The 17,756-nt window shown below is 42.6% G+C and carries 12 protein-coding genes; 5 read left to right on the top strand and 7 right to left on the bottom strand.

Going from position 1 to position 17,756, the window contains the following annotated elements; translation table 11 throughout:
• Positions 1–388 precede the first annotated feature (388 nt).
• Positions 389–937, bottom strand: a complete 549-nt coding sequence (gene rfbC, locus HWQ47_RS09605) for a dTDP-4-dehydrorhamnose 3,5-epimerase (RefSeq protein ID WP_269970914.1) — start codon at positions 935–937, stop codon at positions 389–391.
• Entirely contained in the window at positions 934–1,812 is an 879-nt protein-coding gene (rfbA, locus tag HWQ47_RS09610) for a glucose-1-phosphate thymidylyltransferase RfbA (RefSeq protein WP_269970915.1), read from the bottom strand. The genes rfbC and rfbA overlap by 4 nt, the downstream gene beginning before the upstream one ends.
• Before the next feature lie 824 nt (positions 1,813–2,636).
• On the opposite strand from rfbA, the gene cysD reads away from it, so the two are divergent.
• The 5 genes from cysD to HWQ47_RS09635 all read left to right on the top strand — a co-directional run bounded on the left by cysD (position 2,637) and on the right by HWQ47_RS09635 (position 9,075).
• Entirely contained in the window at positions 2,637–3,539 is a 903-nt protein-coding gene (cysD, locus tag HWQ47_RS09615; protein ID WP_269970916.1) for a sulfate adenylyltransferase subunit CysD, read from the top strand.
• A gap of 324 nt (positions 3,540–3,863) precedes the next feature.
• Positions 3,864–5,273: a sulfate adenylyltransferase subunit CysN gene (gene cysN, locus HWQ47_RS09620; RefSeq protein ID WP_269970917.1), complete on the top strand. Its 1,410-nt coding sequence runs from the start codon at positions 3,864–3,866 to the stop codon at positions 5,271–5,273.
• 289 nt (positions 5,274–5,562) lie between these two features.
• The gene (locus HWQ47_RS09625; RefSeq protein ID WP_269970918.1) at positions 5,563–7,290 is read left to right on the top strand and encodes an SLC13 family permease; all 1,728 of its coding nucleotides are present in this window, start codon (positions 5,563–5,565) and stop codon (positions 7,288–7,290) included.
• 83 nt (positions 7,291–7,373) lie between these two features.
• A complete protein-coding gene (gene cysC / locus HWQ47_RS09630) occupies positions 7,374–8,033 on the top strand; it encodes an adenylyl-sulfate kinase (RefSeq protein ID WP_269970919.1) in 660 nt (219 codons plus the stop codon).
• 73 nt (positions 8,034–8,106) lie between these two features.
• Positions 8,107–9,075, top strand: a complete 969-nt coding sequence (locus HWQ47_RS09635; protein WP_269970920.1) for a DHHA1 domain-containing protein — start codon at positions 8,107–8,109, stop codon at positions 9,073–9,075.
• A 760-nt stretch (positions 9,076–9,835) separates the two neighbouring features.
• Here the strand turns inward: HWQ47_RS09635 and HWQ47_RS09640 are convergent.
• From HWQ47_RS09640 to HWQ47_RS09660, 5 genes are all read right to left on the bottom strand, one after another.
• Positions 9,836–11,149 (bottom strand): CDP-glycerol glycerophosphotransferase family protein, encoded by a 1,314-nt coding sequence (locus HWQ47_RS09640; RefSeq protein WP_269970921.1) that lies wholly within the window; start codon positions 11,147–11,149, stop codon positions 9,836–9,838.
• Between the two features lie 70 nt (positions 11,150–11,219).
• Positions 11,220–12,656 carry an NDP-sugar synthase gene (locus HWQ47_RS09645; RefSeq protein WP_269970922.1) on the bottom strand — a complete coding sequence of 479 codons (1,437 nt, stop codon included), beginning with the start codon at positions 12,654–12,656 and terminating at the stop codon, positions 11,220–11,222.
• A gap of 58 nt (positions 12,657–12,714) precedes the next feature.
• Positions 12,715–14,760: a WecB/TagA/CpsF family glycosyltransferase gene (locus tag HWQ47_RS09650; protein WP_269970923.1), complete on the bottom strand. Its 2,046-nt coding sequence runs from the start codon at positions 14,758–14,760 to the stop codon at positions 12,715–12,717.
• A 530-nt stretch (positions 14,761–15,290) separates the two neighbouring features.
• A complete protein-coding gene (locus tag HWQ47_RS09655; protein WP_269970924.1) occupies positions 15,291–16,334 on the bottom strand; it encodes a glycosyltransferase family 2 protein in 1,044 nt (347 codons plus the stop codon).
• Positions 16,324–17,724, bottom strand: a complete 1,401-nt coding sequence (locus HWQ47_RS09660; protein WP_269970925.1) for an oligosaccharide flippase family protein — start codon at positions 17,722–17,724, stop codon at positions 16,324–16,326. The genes HWQ47_RS09655 and HWQ47_RS09660 overlap by 11 nt, the downstream gene beginning before the upstream one ends.
• Positions 17,725–17,756: the final 32 nt, after the last annotated feature.

Below are 17,756 nucleotides of genomic sequence, written 5' to 3' on the forward strand. Positions count from 1 at the left end.
ATAAAGAGCGCTGACGCTTAAAAAAGAGCGCGATACTAATGTTGACGGATAACGGAACGTTCGTGCCTCACTGACGGTAAAAGCAAAGCTGGATCCCGGCATTCGCCGGAAAGACGGCTAAAATTCTATTGCCGTTGTAGCCAGTGCTTCTCTCCTTACCCTGTAGGTTGGGCTTTAGCCCATCAAAAACGTATATCGTACATCCAAACCTGACGGCATAAATGCCGACCTACAATAGAAAAAGGCTTGGTTGTATCTTCTAGTTGTTTGCAATATTCGCCTTTATAGCAGCGAAGTGCCCTAGAATTTAGCTGGTACTTGTGCCGCCCTCGCAGCCAACGTGTTGGCGTCCTAGAATCTCGCTGGGCAAGGCCCGTTCTTCCCAAGCTTATTCAAAAAACAATGCATTTTTAAATTTGACCCCATTACGATCTTTTTCTGATAATTGGGGGGTATCTTCGACGCTTATAGGCCAGTCTATGGCTAAGTCTGTATCGTGCCATAATATGCTTTGTTCAAATTGTGGTGCATAGTAATCGGTGCATTTATAGATAACTTCGGCAGATGAAGATGCAACATAAAAACCATGGGCAAAGCCGGGAGGAACCCATAGCTGAAGCCGGTTTTCGGCTGATAGCTGAGTTGCAAACCATTGACCAAAGCTAGAACTTGAGCGTCTAAGATCGATTACTACATCAAAAACCTCACCCGAGATAACTCGAATTAGTTTACCTTGTGCTTGTTGGGTCTGGTAATGCATCCCGCGTAGTGTGCCATATTTAGACAGACTTTGGTTTTCTTGTACAAAGCTCACATCCGCAACATGTTCTCTAAACCAAGCATCACGAAATGTTTCCATAAAAAAACCACGTTCATCACCGAATATTTGCGGTTTAAGTATTTTCAGATCACTAATGGGTGTTGAGATGATGTTCATGAAAAAACTCTCTGGGATAAAATATTAATTAAATACTCCCCGTAACCGCTTTTTCGCAGCGGTTCTGCGAGTGCAAGTAGTTGTGCGTCATCAATATAACCCATTCTATAAGCCATCTCTTCAGGGCAGTTGACTTTAAGTCCTTGACGTTTTTCTATAGTTTCAATGAATTGGCCTGCTTGTAGTAAGTGGTCATAGGTGCCGGTATCTAACCATGCAGTACCTCTGCCCATTATTTCAACATTCAAGTTGCCAGCTGCTAAATATTGATTAATCACTTCGGTGATCTCTAATTCACCACGGGCTGATGGAATGACATTTTTGGCAAATTCTATGACGTTATTATCGAAGAAGTAAATGCCCGGAACAGCATAATTAGATTTTGGCAGCTGGGGTTTCTCTTCGAGTGATATTGCATTGCCTGCATTATCGAATTCAACTACACCATAATCGCTTGGGTTTGAGACATGGTAACCAAATATGGTAGCACCACTCTCTTGTGCTGCAGCACGCTTAAGAGACTTGATCAGGTCGTGACCGTAAAATAAATTATCGCCTAAGATAAGAGCCACACTTTCATCGCCGATAAAGGTTTCACCCAACAAAAAAGCTTGCGCTAATCCATCAGGCGACGGTTGAATCTGGTATTCAATAGAGATGCCCCAATCGCAGCCATCACCGAGTAAAGCTTTAAAATTTAGCAGATCAACAGGAGTGGTAATGATCAATATATTGCTAATACCTGCACTCATTAGTGTGGCAATGGGATAGTAAATCATGGGCTTATCATAGATGGGTAGTAACTGCTTGCTGACCACCTTAGTTAAGGGATACAAGCGAGTACCACTTCCTCCCGCCAAAATAATACCTTTCATTACACCTCGAGCATTAAATAAAACTGATCAATCACCGTAGAAAAAAACAGAGTATTCCGCTTTTCAATAGCTAATCAATGGGGAGGGGAGATTTTACCTCGACTGGAAAAATAGTAAAGCGAAGACTAAGGCTTAACTGACGGATAACGGAACGTTCGAGCCTCACTTACGGACAAAAAAAGGATGCCGACTACGTCAGTTCGAGGAGCGTCGTGAACTCCTTGCTAGGACGTTCGCAAGCTCACTGCGAGAGCGGCCTTTGGCCTGCTATACAAGTAAACAGTGACGAATGCTGCGCTTACCGATGACGGAACGTTCGGGCCTCACTTACGGTAAAAAGCACAACTGGATTCTGGTGTTCGCCGGAAAGACGGCAATAATTTTATTGCTCTTGTAGGCCACATAAGTGCATTGTTCCGTGCGGCCATAGGCCATTCCGTCAACCGTAGCCGCTTGCGGCGTTCACCTTTCTCTATACCTCTCACTTGATTGTATAGATTCTAGAAGTCGCGAAGCGACGCTCTCGCAGCAGCTTACTGCGCCCTAGCAGGGCGAAGCCCGTCTTTCTTTTTACCGTAAGCAAAGCGTTCCGTTCGGCCACTGGCCATTCTGTGAGCGTAGCGTTCAGTAGCCGCTTGCGGCGTTCGTCCTTCTCCCCTATTACTTATCAGAACTTAATATTCCTTTTTGATATAGCCTTACTGCGTTTAATAACTTTTAATATTGTTGCCTACTGTTATTATCAATTTAAAGATAACTCTTTAATGTTCACTTAACTTTGTTTCTGTTCAGATTGAATGGATAAGGGCCATACGGAAACCCATATGTCGACACATCAAACTCATCTCAAGCAGCTTGAAGCTGAATCGATTCAAATCATGCGTGAGGTTGCCGCTGAATTTGATAATCCAGTGATGCTTTATTCGGTAGGTAAAGATTCTTCAGTTCTCCTGCATCTTGCGCGTAAAGCTTTCTACCCGGGGAAAATCCCATTTCCTTTGATGCACGTCGATACCAACTGGAAATTTAAGGAGATGATTGAGTTTCGCGATCAAATGGCGAAGAAGCATGGTTTTGATCTTATCGTTCATAAAAATCCACGCGGTATTGAGATGAACATCAGTCCATTCACCCATGGCAGCGCTAAACATACCGATATCATGAAGACTGAGGGGCTTAAACAAGCATTGGATATGCATGGTTTTGATGCCGCTTTTGGTGGTGCACGTCGTGATGAAGAGAAATCTCGTGCTAAAGAGCGTGTTTACTCATTTCGTGACAGTAAGCACAGATGGGATCCTAAAAACCAACGGCCTGAGCTTTGGAGTATCTACAACGGTAAGGTCGATAAAGGGGAGAGCATCCGTGTGTTCCCGTTATCTAATTGGACTGAGCTTGATATCTGGCAGTACATCTATCTGGAAGGGATTGAGATCCCATCCTTGTATCTTGCTGCCGAGCGGCCTGTTGTCGAGCGTGATGGCACCTTGATCATGGTTGATGATGCGCGCATGCCACTCGAAGGCGAAAATGTGCAAACTAAGATGGTGCGTTTTAGAACCTTAGGTTGCTACCCATTAACGGGAGCCGTTGAGTCAGAAGCGCAAACATTGCCGGAAATTATTCAAGAGATGTTGCTCTGTACCACCTCTGAGCGCCAAGGTCGTGTTATCGATAACGACTCATCGGGCTCAATGGAGAAGAAAAAAATGGAAGGCTACTTTTAAAATTGAGAATAGATTTTAAAAGTAAGTCTGGCTTGCGCCAAAACAGATTTAGTTGCTGAAAGATTTGTGGCTGAATTATGTTTCTACGACGTTGCTTGTGAATGGTATATGCCAGTGTAGAAGCGATTTTAAAAGTAAGACAGGCTTGCGCCAGTAAAAGCATTCTTGGTTAAGAAACTCGATCTGGAACAACATTTTGTTGTTAGAAGATCCGCTGACAAAGCAAGTTCATTCGCAGAGCTCGCTTGTTGAAAATATTGATTATTGATTCAACTGTGAGCAAGTTTTTTTGAAGAGCTTGAAGCTCACAGTTAAGGAACAAAGATGACCACCAGTTCTAATTTGATTGCTGCAGATATTGAAGAATACTTAAAAGTTCACGAAAACAAAGATATGTTACGTGTGTTGACGTGTGGCAGTGTGGATGACGGTAAATCTACGTTAATTGGACGCTTACTATTTGACAGTAAGATGATCTTTGAAGATCAGATGGCGGCGATAGAGAAAGACTCTAAGCGCTTTAATACCACGGATGAATCATTTGATTTGGCTTTGCTAGTGGATGGGCTTCAATCTGAGCGTGAGCAAGGCATTACCATTGATGTGGCTTACCGTTATTTCACGACTGAGCAACGTAAATTCATTATTGCTGATACGCCAGGCCATGAGCAGTACACACGCAATATGGCAACCGGTGCGTCAACTTGTGACCTTGCGATAATTCTTATTGATGCTCGCCATGGGGTACAGGTTCAGACTCGTCGTCACAGTTTTATTTGCTCTCAGCTGGGGATTAAGCACGTCATTATTGCCATTAATAAGATGGATGCTGTGGGTTACGATCAGGCTACCTACCAAAAGATTAAAAAAGAGTACCGCGAGTTTGCAGAAGCTCTCTCCTTTACCGATGTGCGCTTCGTGCCTATCTCTGCCTTAAAGGGTGACAATGTCGTTAACGAAAGCGAGCATATGACTTGGTATCCGGGGTCAACGTTACTCAAGCTGCTTAATACGGTTTCGGTTGAGCAAGATAGAAGTGAGTCGTTCCGATTTCAGGTGCAGTATGTCAATCGACCTAACTTAGATTTCCGTGGTTTTTGCGGTACCTTAGCATCGGGCGATATTCGTGTTGGTGATACGGTTGTGACTTTACCCTCAGGCAAAGAAAGCAAAATTAAGTCTATTGTGACATTTGATGGGGAGTTGGAAAAAGCGGTAGCGGGCCAAGCTGTCACACTGACACTCGAAGATGAAATTGATATCAGTCGCGGTGATATGTTGGTTCGTCCCCATGATAAGCCTCACTCCATGAGTAATTTCGAAGCCGATGTAGTGTGGATGACTGAGGAGCCATTATGTGTCGACCGTGAGTATGCGATCAAAATGGGCAGTAAATCAGTTTATGGTTATGCCGATGCCATTAATCATAAAATTGATGTTAATACTCTTGAGAAGCAGTCAGCTCAACAGTTGGCACTTAACGAGATTGGTAACTGTCATTTTGCGGTCACAGAACCTGTACAGTTTGACGCTTATGATGATAATCGTTCTACAGGGGCCTTTATTATTATCGATCGTTTAACCAATGTGACCGTCGGCGCGGGTATGATCCGTAATCCTATTCAAGCCAAATCGATAAAAGCTCATGAGTTCTCAGAGTTTGAGTTAGAGATGAACGCCTTAGTGCGTAAGCACTTCCCCCATTGGGGAGCCAAGGATATCTCTAAGGGGTAGAAGCAGTTGTAAAAAGCTGCGGGCTAAAGATAAAAGCAAACAAAGCCTCGAGTTGCGATAGCGCCGTTTTAAGCTAGATAAAGAGTCAAAAAGGTCGCGAGTAGCGGACAGGCGTAGTTTTGAGTAGAGAGTAAAATAGAAAGATTTTTATCGTTATTTTAATTTTCATCATGCGTAGTTCGTAGTTCGTAGTTCGTAGTTCGTAGTTCGTAGCTCGTAGCTCGTAGCTCGTAGCTCGTAGCTCGTAGCTCGTAGCTCGTAGCTTCACTTTATTAAACATCAGGAATTTATGTCGTTAAACGGATATCTCACCATTGCCATCTTTCTCACGACTATCGTGGGATTAGTGCGCTTTCAGAGTCGGCCATCTCTAGTATTTGGTGTTGCTTTGCTCGCTTTGGTTGGTTTAAACCTAGTATCTCGTGAACAATTATTGTCGAGTATGTCTAATCCTGGTTTAGTGACCTTGGTCTTGTTGATCCTGTGCTCTTTTGCCCTTGAGAAAACCCGTTTATTACGAGTGATAGCCTCTAAAGTAATAGTGAGTAATTACCATTCGACCTGGCTGCGCTTGTTTGGCATTACCGCATTAAGTTCTGCCTTATTAAATAATACCGCAGTGGTTGCGACGTTATTATCACCTATTCGTAATAACCCTCATCACTTTGCCAGTAAGCTTTTGCTGCCTCTCTCCTATGCGGCTATTTTGGGGGGAACGCTGACGTTAATCGGTACGTCGACTAATTTGATTGTTAACAGTCTCTATATTGATGCAGAGGGAAAATCATTGAGCTTTTTCTCATTTACCGCAGTGGGTGCCTTACTGGTACTGGGTTGTGGTTTAGTGTTGAGAATAGCGTCTCGCTGGTTGCCTGAAATTGAGCATAAAGAGTCCTGTTCAAAGGGCTATTTCATTGATGCCAAAGTGGTACAAGGTTCTGAGTTGATTGGGCGCTCGGTCGAAAATAATGGCTTAAGGCATCTTGAATCGCTATTTTTGGTTGAAGTTGTGCGTAATAAACGCCTGATCAGTCCGGTGACGCCCACTGAAGTGTTGCAAGTCGATGATAGACTGATTTTTAGTGGCGATATCACTAAGATGATGCAACTTGGCCAATTTTCAGGTTTAGAGATGTTTGCTGAGAAAAATGGCTTATTGGATTCAAACCTAACAGAAGTCGTGGTTAAGCAAGAGAGTGTACTTGTCTCAAAAACCTTAAAAGATACTGGCTTTAGAGCGCTGTTTGATGCGGCAGTGGTTGCGATTCGCCGTGATGGTGAAGAGGTATCAGGTAAATTAGGAGAGGTGGTGATCAAGGCGGGTGATTTTTTAGTCTTGGCCGTTGGAGAGGACTTTAAATCACGACGTAATCTTAGTAAAAACTTCATTGTGATCAGTGGTGTTGAACCAGAAGTTAGAATCAATGGCGTAAAAGCTTGGCTCTCTATTGGTGGTTTTGTGTTAACGATTGCACTGGCGGCTACGGGCGTTATCGAAATGCTTCAGGGTTTGATGCTACTCTTAGGCGTGCTGATATTTAGCCAATGTCTTAGTGTTAATGAAGTTGTTAGACGTTTTCCGGTAGATATCTGGTTGATAGTCTCTACGGCTATCTTGTTATCTCACGCTTTAGTGAATTCAGGTGTGGTTGAACTGGTATCACAATGGGTCAATCAGGTCGCCGATAAAGACCATCTATTCATGGCATTAGTGCTGGTATATATTGCAACCTGGTTAATCACTGAACTTGTGACTAATAATGCCGCCGCGGCCTTGATGTTTCCCATTGCCTATAGTATTGCCTTGGGTTTTGATGTGGATATATTGCCCTTTGTCATGACGGTAGCATTTGCAGCTAGTGGGAGTTTTATCAGCCCTTACGGTTATCAAACTAACCTAATGGTGTATAACGCTGGCCAATATAAGCTAATGGATTTTGTTAAAGTTGGTCTACCTGTCAGTTTGGTTTATGCCGTCATCGTATTAACAGCGGTGCCGATCTTTTTCCCTTTCTAGCTATATTGCAGTTAAAAGCAGTTTCGAGCACAAGATAAAGCCAAGAAAGTCTCGAAACTCGAAACAAATTATGGATATTTTTTATGTCATTATTATCGAAAACAGCAGGCTCACCCTATAAGAGCGTTGAAATTGAAGATAAGTCTGCCGATGTTGTATGGCATCTTGCGAGCGTGACCCACGAGGAAAGAGTTGCAGCATTGGGTCACCGTCCTGCTGTACTTTGGTTTACAGGGTTAAGTGGGTCAGGTAAGTCGACCGTGGCTAATGCCGTTGATAAACTGTTATATGAGTTAGGTTGTAAAACCTATTTGCTTGACGGGGATAATGTCCGTCATGGTCTTAATGGCGATCTTGGTTTCTCTGATCAAGACAGAGTTGAGAATATTCGCCGTATTGGGGAGGTGTCAAAGCTTTTTGTGGATGCAGGCTTACTGGTGTCGACCGCTTTTATTTCTCCCTTTAACGCCGACCGTCAGATGGTCAGAGCGTTGTTAGCTGATAAACAATTTGTTGAAGTGTATATCGATACACCACTTGAGGTGTGCGAGCAAAGGGATCCTAAGGGCCTCTATAAGAAAGCGCGCTTAGGAGAGATTAAAAACTTTACTGGTATCGATTCAGCCTATGAGTCGCCTCAACAGCCAGAGATCCATGTAAAAACAGCCCAGCAGTCAATTAAAGAGTGCGCAGAGCAAGTGGTCAACTACCTTAAAGATAATGGGTATTTACAAACAGTTTAGAGTGGAAAGTAGAGCCGTTTCGAGGCAAAGACAAAGCTAAGAAAACCACTAGTAGATTGTAGATAGGACATGTATGAATTACGATATTTTTAATGGCGATGCTGATGGGATTATTGCGCTATTACAGCTGCGCTTAGCGTACCCTCTTTCAGCAGAATTGGTCACCGGTGTAAAGCGTGATATTGAGTTACTTGAGCCATTAACAACAAGCGTGACTTTGACACCACAAGATAGCCTGACTGTGCTCGATATATCCATGGAGAGGAATAAATCGGGTTTGCTCAAGGCGTTGAAGTCGGGGGCTAACGTGTATTATGCCGATCACCATCGCAGTGGTGATATTCCACTGGCCGCTAATTTAGAAGCATATGTCGATCTTGATGCTGATACCTGTACCAGTTTAATTGTAGATAAATACTTACAAGCAAGGTTTCACTATTGGGCGATAACAGCTGCTTACGGTGACAACTTAGTCGCTAAGGCCGATTTACTGTCTAACGAGGTAGGTTTGTCGTTATCTCAAGCTAAACAGTTAAATGAGTTAGGGACGTTAATTAATTATAATGGTTATGGTGCCCATATTGATGAACTCCATTTTCATCCTGCCGCACTCTACAAAGCCTTGTTGAAATATACGAGCCCGTTTGATGTTATTGCAGACGTAAATTCCCCTTTCTATCTGTTAAAAGATGCTTATAGGCAAGATATGGATAGGGCACTTACGGTGACTCCCTTCTATCATAGTCAAGTGTTGTCGCTGTTTGAGCTTGCTGATGCGGCTTGGGCTAGGCGGGTTAGTGGTGTATATGGTAATAAACTCGCCAATCAAAACCCAGATAGTGCTCATGGGGTATTCACTGAAAATAGTGATGGAAGTTACACGGTTTCATTGCGCGCTCCACTATCGAATAAACAGGGAGCTGGCGATATTTGTAGTCAATTTGATACTGGCGGCGGTCGCGCAGCGGCTGCTGGAATAAATAGATTATCACGTGCCGACGTCACTCGTTTCACTCAAGCGGTTGAGCGCTATTATGGTTGATTTTAGAGAAGGGCGATAACTGCGTCATCTTCGAGGGCAGTCGTAAACTCTTAAAAAAAGGCGAGACTGTGTCAGTTTCGAGGACAGTCGTAAACTCCTTACGAGGACGTTTGCAAGCTCACTGCGAGAGCGCCCTCCGGCCTGCTATAAAATCAAATCCGTTTACAGATAACGGAACGTTCGTGCCTCACTTACGGAACGCTGATGCTGACGGTAAAAGCGAAAAGCTTTTAGCGCTATTTTTATTTATATTTTCCATTATCCTAAACTCTATTTTGTTTATAAATAGTAGGATCCAGCTTTGGTTTTTTTGTCAGTCTAAGATTAGTTGTTAGTTTCTAAGGTCAAGACAACGCTGGATTCTGGCATTTGCCGGAAAGACGGTTAAGATTCAATTGCTGTAGCAGGCCAGGCATTATCTGTTTCTCCTGTAGGTTGGGCTTTAGCCCATCAATAGTTTATCAACAACCCATAAATCACATATCAAATCTGACGGCATAAATGCCGACCTACAATAGAACAAGGCTTGGCCCGTAAGCGAATATTCCGTGCGGGCGTAGGCCATTCCGTCATCTGTAGCCGCTTGCGGCGTTCCTCTTTATAGAAGCGAAGCGCCCTAGTACCTAGCAGGCACTTGTGCCGTCCTTCTTTGCTTTTATCACTTGATTGTATAGATTCAGGAAGGAGCATAGCGACGCTCTAGCCGTGACAAGGTCACGTTCTAGAAGGCCGTTAGCTGCAGCCGCTTGCAGCGTTCCACTTAGTTTGATTCGTTCGCGGTATCAGTGCTCGACTGATTTGTGTTTCCTTGCTGCTTATTGGAAAACAGATAAGACTCAATGTTTTCAAAGGCATCATTCATCTTTGGTTGCCAGAATATATTTCGTAATAGTTGGTATTCGTTGATAACTGATGGGGTTATATGGAAGGATTCATCCCTGTTTAATGCATCGAGTAGTGCTTGAAATTGATGAACTCTATAGCGGGTATCGATGATGGTGTGAGTGAAAACTTCTCCTACTAGCGGAAGATTTTCTGCGTAGTCATATACCTCCCTTGGTTGTTCGGTCATACTTTCTTGTTCAAATGAGTAGAAGAGAATGGGAGTTTGGTGCAATAACAGATCGACAAACAGGGATGATTGATCAGTGATAAGCAGATCTATCTCCTGCAGTATGCTGTAGACATCTTCCCAGTGGGATATATCGATAATATTAGGGTATTGATTTAATCGTTTACCCAAATGAGCTTCATTTGGATGAAAACGCACCAGAAAGAGTTGATTGTTTTGCACCAATTGCTTAGATAAAGCAGGCCAGTCGAAGGCTCTATCATAGGGGGTGTTAGTTTCCTTGTTTTTGTTGTTTTTATCGAAGCTTTTTACAGAATGATTAGCTGAGCTATCTCGCCAGGTTGGGACGTATAAAATGACCTTGTCGTGTTGAGTATTAACGAGCGTTGATATTGATTTTGCTTGCTCTGGATAACGTTTAAAATAATCCGTTCTGGGATTACCACTGCGGATGAGTTGCTCAGATTCGAGTCTAAAAGCGGAGGTGAAAAGGCTGTCTACGACTAAACTTGGGCTAAGCATTAGATCAGGTTTTACATGTTGCTGGTGGAATTTAAGCGCATTTCCCCATCGTTGAATCTGTGTTTCGTTTTGATATGGCGGAGCTAAGGGGCCAGACTTTATGTCGAATTCAATTTTTTTAAGTGGTGACCCATGCCATAAGTTAACTTTTGTCGCCCCTTTAGCAAAGTACTGGTTGATGTCGCCAATATACGTATTGTAGAAATAATATTTAGCGGTTAAGCAGTGAAATATTCCTCGTATACTTCTTCTGTTGTAAGCCTCAAAACCGTCTTTTTTAAGTTGATTAATAACAGTATCATCACCACTTATCCAAATAGAACGCAATGTGCCTGTCTGCTGCCAATGAAGATATAGGTATTTGGCATTATCCGAAAATTGGTTTTTGTAGCTGCCCATTACTGCTTTATTCGTTCTGGGACATATCCCTGAAATGTGGTAGATAAATTTTCTTAGTATGGCAGTGATAATACTCTTCATTCGTATTCACTCCGGTAGTCGTGATGGCTATTTATTATATTAGTCATTAAGGATGTTTTGGGCGAGTGAGTCATGATTTACTTCTTTGTTCTGAATGTAACTGTCTTGGTGTTTTCAGCGACCGCCATAGAAGTGATAGATACTTAGTACTGCTAAGGTTGTTATCAAATTCAAGGGTTAATAGGGTTCGCTCCTCCTCAGGGGCATCATCATCGAGTTGTAGCTGTACTGGACCAAAAACGCCAAGACGCTGTTTATCTCGTCCAGTAGAGTAGCGAATTTGAGCTGGGGCACCAAAGAGATCGAGCTGACCCGTAAGCACTAGAAATAGTTGTGGCAGTAGCGAGAGGATGCGATTAGATGCATTGAATGACCAAGAAACAAGAGTTCGACCAAAATTATCGTCTATTATCTCCGAGATTAATGGCTTTGTTGGGATTTGCAAAAGGAAAGTTTTAATGAAGGCATGACAGGCCAGAAGTGGCCATAGTGGTAAGCTGGAGATAAAAAGGAAGAGTACAAAAATTCGAGTGCTTAAATGAGTACTTGTTGAATCCATATTGACTTGATGTTCACTCGGACCGATTAATGCTTGATCATCTATTTCTATATGTCCTTGTGTATTTAAATTGATGAGTAATTTCTTACACAGTATGCTGTTATTCACTTCTAGTCCTTCGCCAACATAGGTGTGGGGGAGAATTAAACAGTTCTTTAAGATCGAATCTTTGTCGATTAAGGTATCATTGCCGATTAATATAGCACTTTCCATTTTGACACTGGGATCTACCCAACTGTTTTCTCCAATAATCCCCCATGCATTTTGTTTACTCAAATCTCCGGTGTGGGTTTTTGCACCTACATAAAAGTCTTGCTCTGGATTGGCTGAAGTAAAGCTGCGATCCATCGGTGTAAATGAGGGGATCTCATTTCTTGCCAGACATAAGTTTACTGTCATATAAGCCTGAAAATTATCGAGCATATTGCATAGGCCATGTAAAACGAGAGTGACGACACTATCGCTATCGCAGTCATGACTTAGGGGCCAGTCAATGTTATCAAGATAGGGATAAGCGGCAGGAAGCAATAACATGCCAGCATTTTGATTGGCCATTTTGGCTTGTACAAATTCATTGGGAAACTGCTTTGAAAAATTGATGAAATTTGCCAGGCAAGGAGAGCGAAAAATATCACCGCGGACAATGAGTACAGCACTTTCTGATGACAGGGATAATCGGCATAAAACCGACCTTGTGTCTTCTTGGGGTTTACTAAGAAAATATTCAATGCTAAGTCCCCAACGTTCCCCTCCCCCTAGTTGCTGCTCAATCATTTGTGCTTGAGATGAAATGATTAACTTCACCATTTTGACCCCTGATGACGCGACATCTTCCAAGGTATACTCGATGACAGACTTATTGCCTACAGGGAGCAAGGCAGGGCAGTAATATTGATCTAAGGGAGCGAGTTCATCACCAACTCTATTTGCAAAGATAATTGCTTGCATCCATGTTCTCCTCAGTATTTATATGTCGTTAACCTATAACTGTGATCTGATATTTATGTTAATAAGCACCTTTAGCGAGCAGTACTGCTGGAATGGTCTTAATCAAGATCCAAACATCAGTGAGCAGTGATTGTCGATAGATGTAATCTACGTCTAACTCGACTTGTTGCTCGAATGGAATATCAGAGCGACCACTTACTTGCCAAATGCAGGTGATGCCAGGTTTAACAGTGAGTCGTTTTCTATCACTCATTGAGTATTGCTCTACTTCTGTTAGTAGGGCAGGACGTGGTCCAACAAGAGACATATCGCCTAAAATTACATTCCATAACTGGGGTAACTCATCGATAGATGCCTTGCGGATAAGCTTGCCAATGTAAGTGCTCCTTGGATCCTGTTTTATTTTAAATAACACGCCACCTTGGATTTCATTCTCATCTTCAAGCTTGGCCAATTCTTGCTCAGCATCTTGATACATAGATCTGAATTTCCACATGGTAAAAGGGGTATTTCCTTTACCAGCCCTTTGCTGGCTAAATAGTACTGCTCCAGGAGATTCCAAACGGATAATGATTGCAATAAGGAGTAGCAAAGGCAGTAGTATGATTAAGATTATAGAGCCTGCTAAGAGATCGAATCCTCGCTTTATTCGCATGTTAAGCTTGCCCTGTAATCGTTGACGGGTGCAGCGATGAATAGCGGTTAAGTTACATGATGTCATATTGGTTAATCTTGACTCTTTCATTGCCATGTATTGTGATGAGTTTAGAAGAGAACGCTCATCTTGTTTGATGTGGCGGACACCTTGACGCTTTTCTGTTCGTATCTCTTTAAATAAACGGTAGATAAACAGAGGATTACCTAAGATGTAACGTTTCCACATTCTTTTAGGCTCTTCACTCAGACGGCAAATCCACTCCATTCCAATCTGCCTTACCCATAAAGGTGCTCGTTGCACTTTTTCTGCATAGAAGTCGAACAGTCCACCGACGCCAATTCCTACTCCTACGTTGAGTTGGTGCTTATGTTTTGCTAACCATAACTCCTGTTTTGGGGCGCCCATGGCGACGAGGAGTATTGATGCGCCTGAATGGTTAATCTCTTTTATTACTTTACGTTTGGTGGCGGGGTTATCGATAAAACCGTGGTGAGTGCCTGCAATTTTAAGATTAGGGTATCGACGTTGCATATTATCAGCTGCGGTAGCTGCTATCCCTTTATCGGCACCGAGTAGAAAAATAGATAACCCAGCATCAGCTGCTTGTTCACATAATCTAGGAAACATATCTGTGCCATTTAAATTATCTTTGGGTGAAACACCTTTACAGATACTGGCGATACGAATTCCTGAACCATCGGCAAAAACGCGATCACAGCGAGATTGTAAACAATGACGATACTGGTTGTTTTGAGTACTAATATTCATGCAATCGGCATTAACAAAGGCGTATTGAGCCATTGATGGTGTTGCTGTCTGATGCTTTGCATTATCAAGGATAAGAGTCAGCATCTCGGTCATGCTAAGGTTAGATAGTTCGATATCAAATAGTTTAATAGTCTTAATATTTTGATTGGTTTGTTTATTTGATAATAGCCATATCAGACTAGTGCGAGTGAGGGCCAAGATATAGGACAATGCATTTTTATGTGCATGGCTAATCGCTAGATCTTGATTCTCGAAGCTAAGTCCCACCTGCTGGTGCATCAGCTTAAAGTTAATTAGGCCCGGTCTAATGGTGGAAAATTGGTGAGGGTATTGCTTGGTTTGTTCAGCATTTTGATTTATCACTTTACTAAGAGGCTGGGTAACGTATTGTTTCTCGGTTCCCAATAAAGAGATATCTCCTTTAAGAAGGTTGATCAAATGTGGCCACTGACAACATATGCCTTCACCGGTAAATTGATAGAGTTTAATCACTGTTTTATCAGGTCCATAGATGTTGACATGTTCTATGGCAGAGCCGTATCGGAACTTTCTGTATAAGTATTTAAGTACGAGTACAGGGCTGGCTGTCACGATTAATAGGATGGCAGAAACAAGATCAATCCCGCGGATTAAATTAGGCATAATAGTCGTTTGTTTGACGTCTGTCTGAGTGGTCATCCTGCCTACCTTAAGCTCTATAGCCATATGTTTTGTTATCTTGATATTAATTAATGCATAGGTTAGGCCAATTTATTTAGTTGTTTTTTTTCAAGTGGTTACTTCATAATTAGTTGATTTGTAAATTTGAAATGATGTGTTAAATTGCAGTTTGCAATGCAGAAAAGCTTAAGATGATGGATAACGAATGAAGGAGTACAGATAACGGAACGTTCGTACCTCATTTAAGGAGCGCTGGCGCTAACGGTTAAAAGATAGGGGGGCAGATCGCGTCAGTTTGCCTTGTAGGCTGGGCTTTAGCCCATCAACAACCTCGTGGCATACATCCAAACCTGACGGCATAAATGCCGACCTACAATAGATCAAGGCTTGGCCCGTAAGCGGAGCGTTCCGTTATCTGTAGTCGCTGGCGGCGTTCCTCATTTGATTGTGTAGATTCTAGAAGTCGCTTGCGACGCTCTTGCAGTGACGAAGTCACGTCCTAGCAGGGCAAAGCCCGCTCTTCTCAGCTTTCTCCGCTCTTTTCCTCTTTAAGGTAACATTGATGATTTAACGCCATCTTTACTAATGCGGCTCTTTTGTATGTGTCCCATGAAAAATTGTCCTATATTTTCACACACTTTATAGAGTGAAGAGGGCAGTAGCCAGAGCAGATACGCTGCTGCTAGGGTTATACCCGTTTTAGCCGTTTCATGGAGCATGATAGAGGGGGATTCATTAATTGCTCGATTAATTAAACTGATCGCGGCTTTGCCTTTACCATTTCTAATTGATTGACGGGCCAGATATCTTAGTTGATAAGCTCTAGCATTATGTTCATGTTTTGCAATCAATTTTGGAGCATACAGTTTAGCCTTCTCTACCATGGCCTCCCAAGAAGCGAGTTGTTTGATAATGTTAGATGATAGACCTTGCTGATTTAGACGGTAATAGGTTAATGGAGCAGGTATCCCTTCCATCTTCCAATGGGTGGTAGAGAGTATCCGGAGCCAGCATTCGATATCTTCAGACTGACGAAATTTTTCATCGAAGTAACAGGTGTAATGCTCCGGGTGGTTTAGGGCCTGGAAGCGTATGTCGTTTAGTGTTTCACGGCGGATCACTGGCGCCGAACCATTGCCCACAGGATTACGACAAAGCAGATGGGCTGCTGTGATACCTTTAAGCTGGGGCATTTGGTAGAAGTGAATTTTTTTACCTTTGTGATCTATAAAGCTTGAACGAGAGAAACTAATCCCTATTTTAGGTGATGTGTTCAAGTGATTGATATGCATTTTTAATTTGTCTTTATGCCACATGTCATCTGAGTCAATAAAGGCAACATACTTGCCAATAGCATGACGGATCCCTGTATTACGGGCTGCGGCCAGTCCCTTGTTTAGATCGTGACTTACGATCCGGATCCTGTGATCGTGTATGGTTTTACATATCCCTAAGCTTTGGTCGGTAGAGCAATCATTAATAAGGATAAGTTCGAAATTAGCGAATGATTGACTAAGCACTGACTCTATGGCGCTTTTAACGAAATGTTGCATATTATAGACAGGCATTATTACTGAGACTTTAGGCATCATGGGGAACCTCCTGATTAAAACGTTTCGAGTTATTTCTATCTTCGCTTTGAGTACCTGTGACGGTGGTTTTAAGAACGAAGAGCTGAATATATAGATTTAATGTGGGCATACAGATGAGATGGATAACTAAGATCCCTGCAGCAACGGCGGTTAAGCCCCATTGACTGCAAATCGCGATGGTGATTGCCAGTAGTAAGGTGAATCCTAAATTCATGCTGAGGTTTAATCGGCTCTTATTGATACTGATGAGTAACTGGCTGGCGGCTTCTCCAATGGGCCTAACTAAACCACTCAAGCAGAGGAGAATAAATATCGGCAATGCCCCTGCTTCAATCCATTTATCACCGTAGATTAAGGGAAGGTAGAAAGGAGAAAGTAGAGATTGCAGCGCGATCACTGGGATAGCAATTTTTAAAATCAATGATAAAGATTGGCTATAGCGTGTTTTAAGCTCTTTAGATACGGGGAGTTGTTGTTGACTTTTTTGAGCGCCACAAAGGTGCGAATAGAGTGCCGTTCCGTAGCTTTGTATTATGCCTAAGCTGATCCCTAAACTGGTATTGAAAGCGAAAAAATAGATCCCCAACGCTTCTAGACCCAAAAAGTAGCCGATAAGCAGATAATCGATATTCTGTCGTAGGGCGATACTTAAGTCACTTAAGCCGACCATAGAACCGAAAGATAACATTTGATAGAGAGATTGTACTGTAGATTCTTTGGGATCTGCGACCTGAGTTTTTTGAGTGTGAGGTATATCGCTTTGCTGTTGATTTGGCGCTTCAGGGAGTGGGTTTTTATATCTATGTATCCCCATCCAGATGAATATGACCAAGACCTTAGGTAGAATGATTGCCCAAATTCCCAACCCTAGCAGTGCAAGTGTTGCAGTTAATAGTCCATCAGCAATGGTTTGCCATAATACCGCTCGTCCCACAATTCGCATTCTATTTGCTCTGAGATTGACAGCTGCATGCCGCAAACCTAAAGGAAGGAGGAGATAGCTTGTTGCCATGAGTATCATAGGCGCGATGAGAATCGTGTCTTGGTGATAATATGCGAGAGGCCAACTGAGTAAGCTCATGGCAACAAATGCGGCGATTGATGCAAGCCAATTTATCTTGTTTGCATTGGTCAGTGATGCGGCGAGTTCGGTATCATTCATTTTGATAAGGGATGCTGAAGTGATACGTCTTGTAGGGGTACAAATAAGTTCAAAGCAGGTGAGTATGATGGCGACTTGTCCGAATATTTCAGGTGTGAATAAACGAGCTAGAATGATGCTGGAAGCTAACCGTACTATGCGTCCGATGACTTGAGCTGAGCCTAACCAAAAAAGACTTTTAGAAAAAGTACTCTTGGTTTGCTGATGTCTGTTTATCATTTTGCCCATAAACGAAACCTTATAAATGCTTAACATGATAA

Origin of the sequence: Shewanella sp. MTB7 (assembly GCF_027571385.1) — a bacterium.
GTDB lineage: Bacteria > Pseudomonadota > Gammaproteobacteria > Enterobacterales > Shewanellaceae > Shewanella.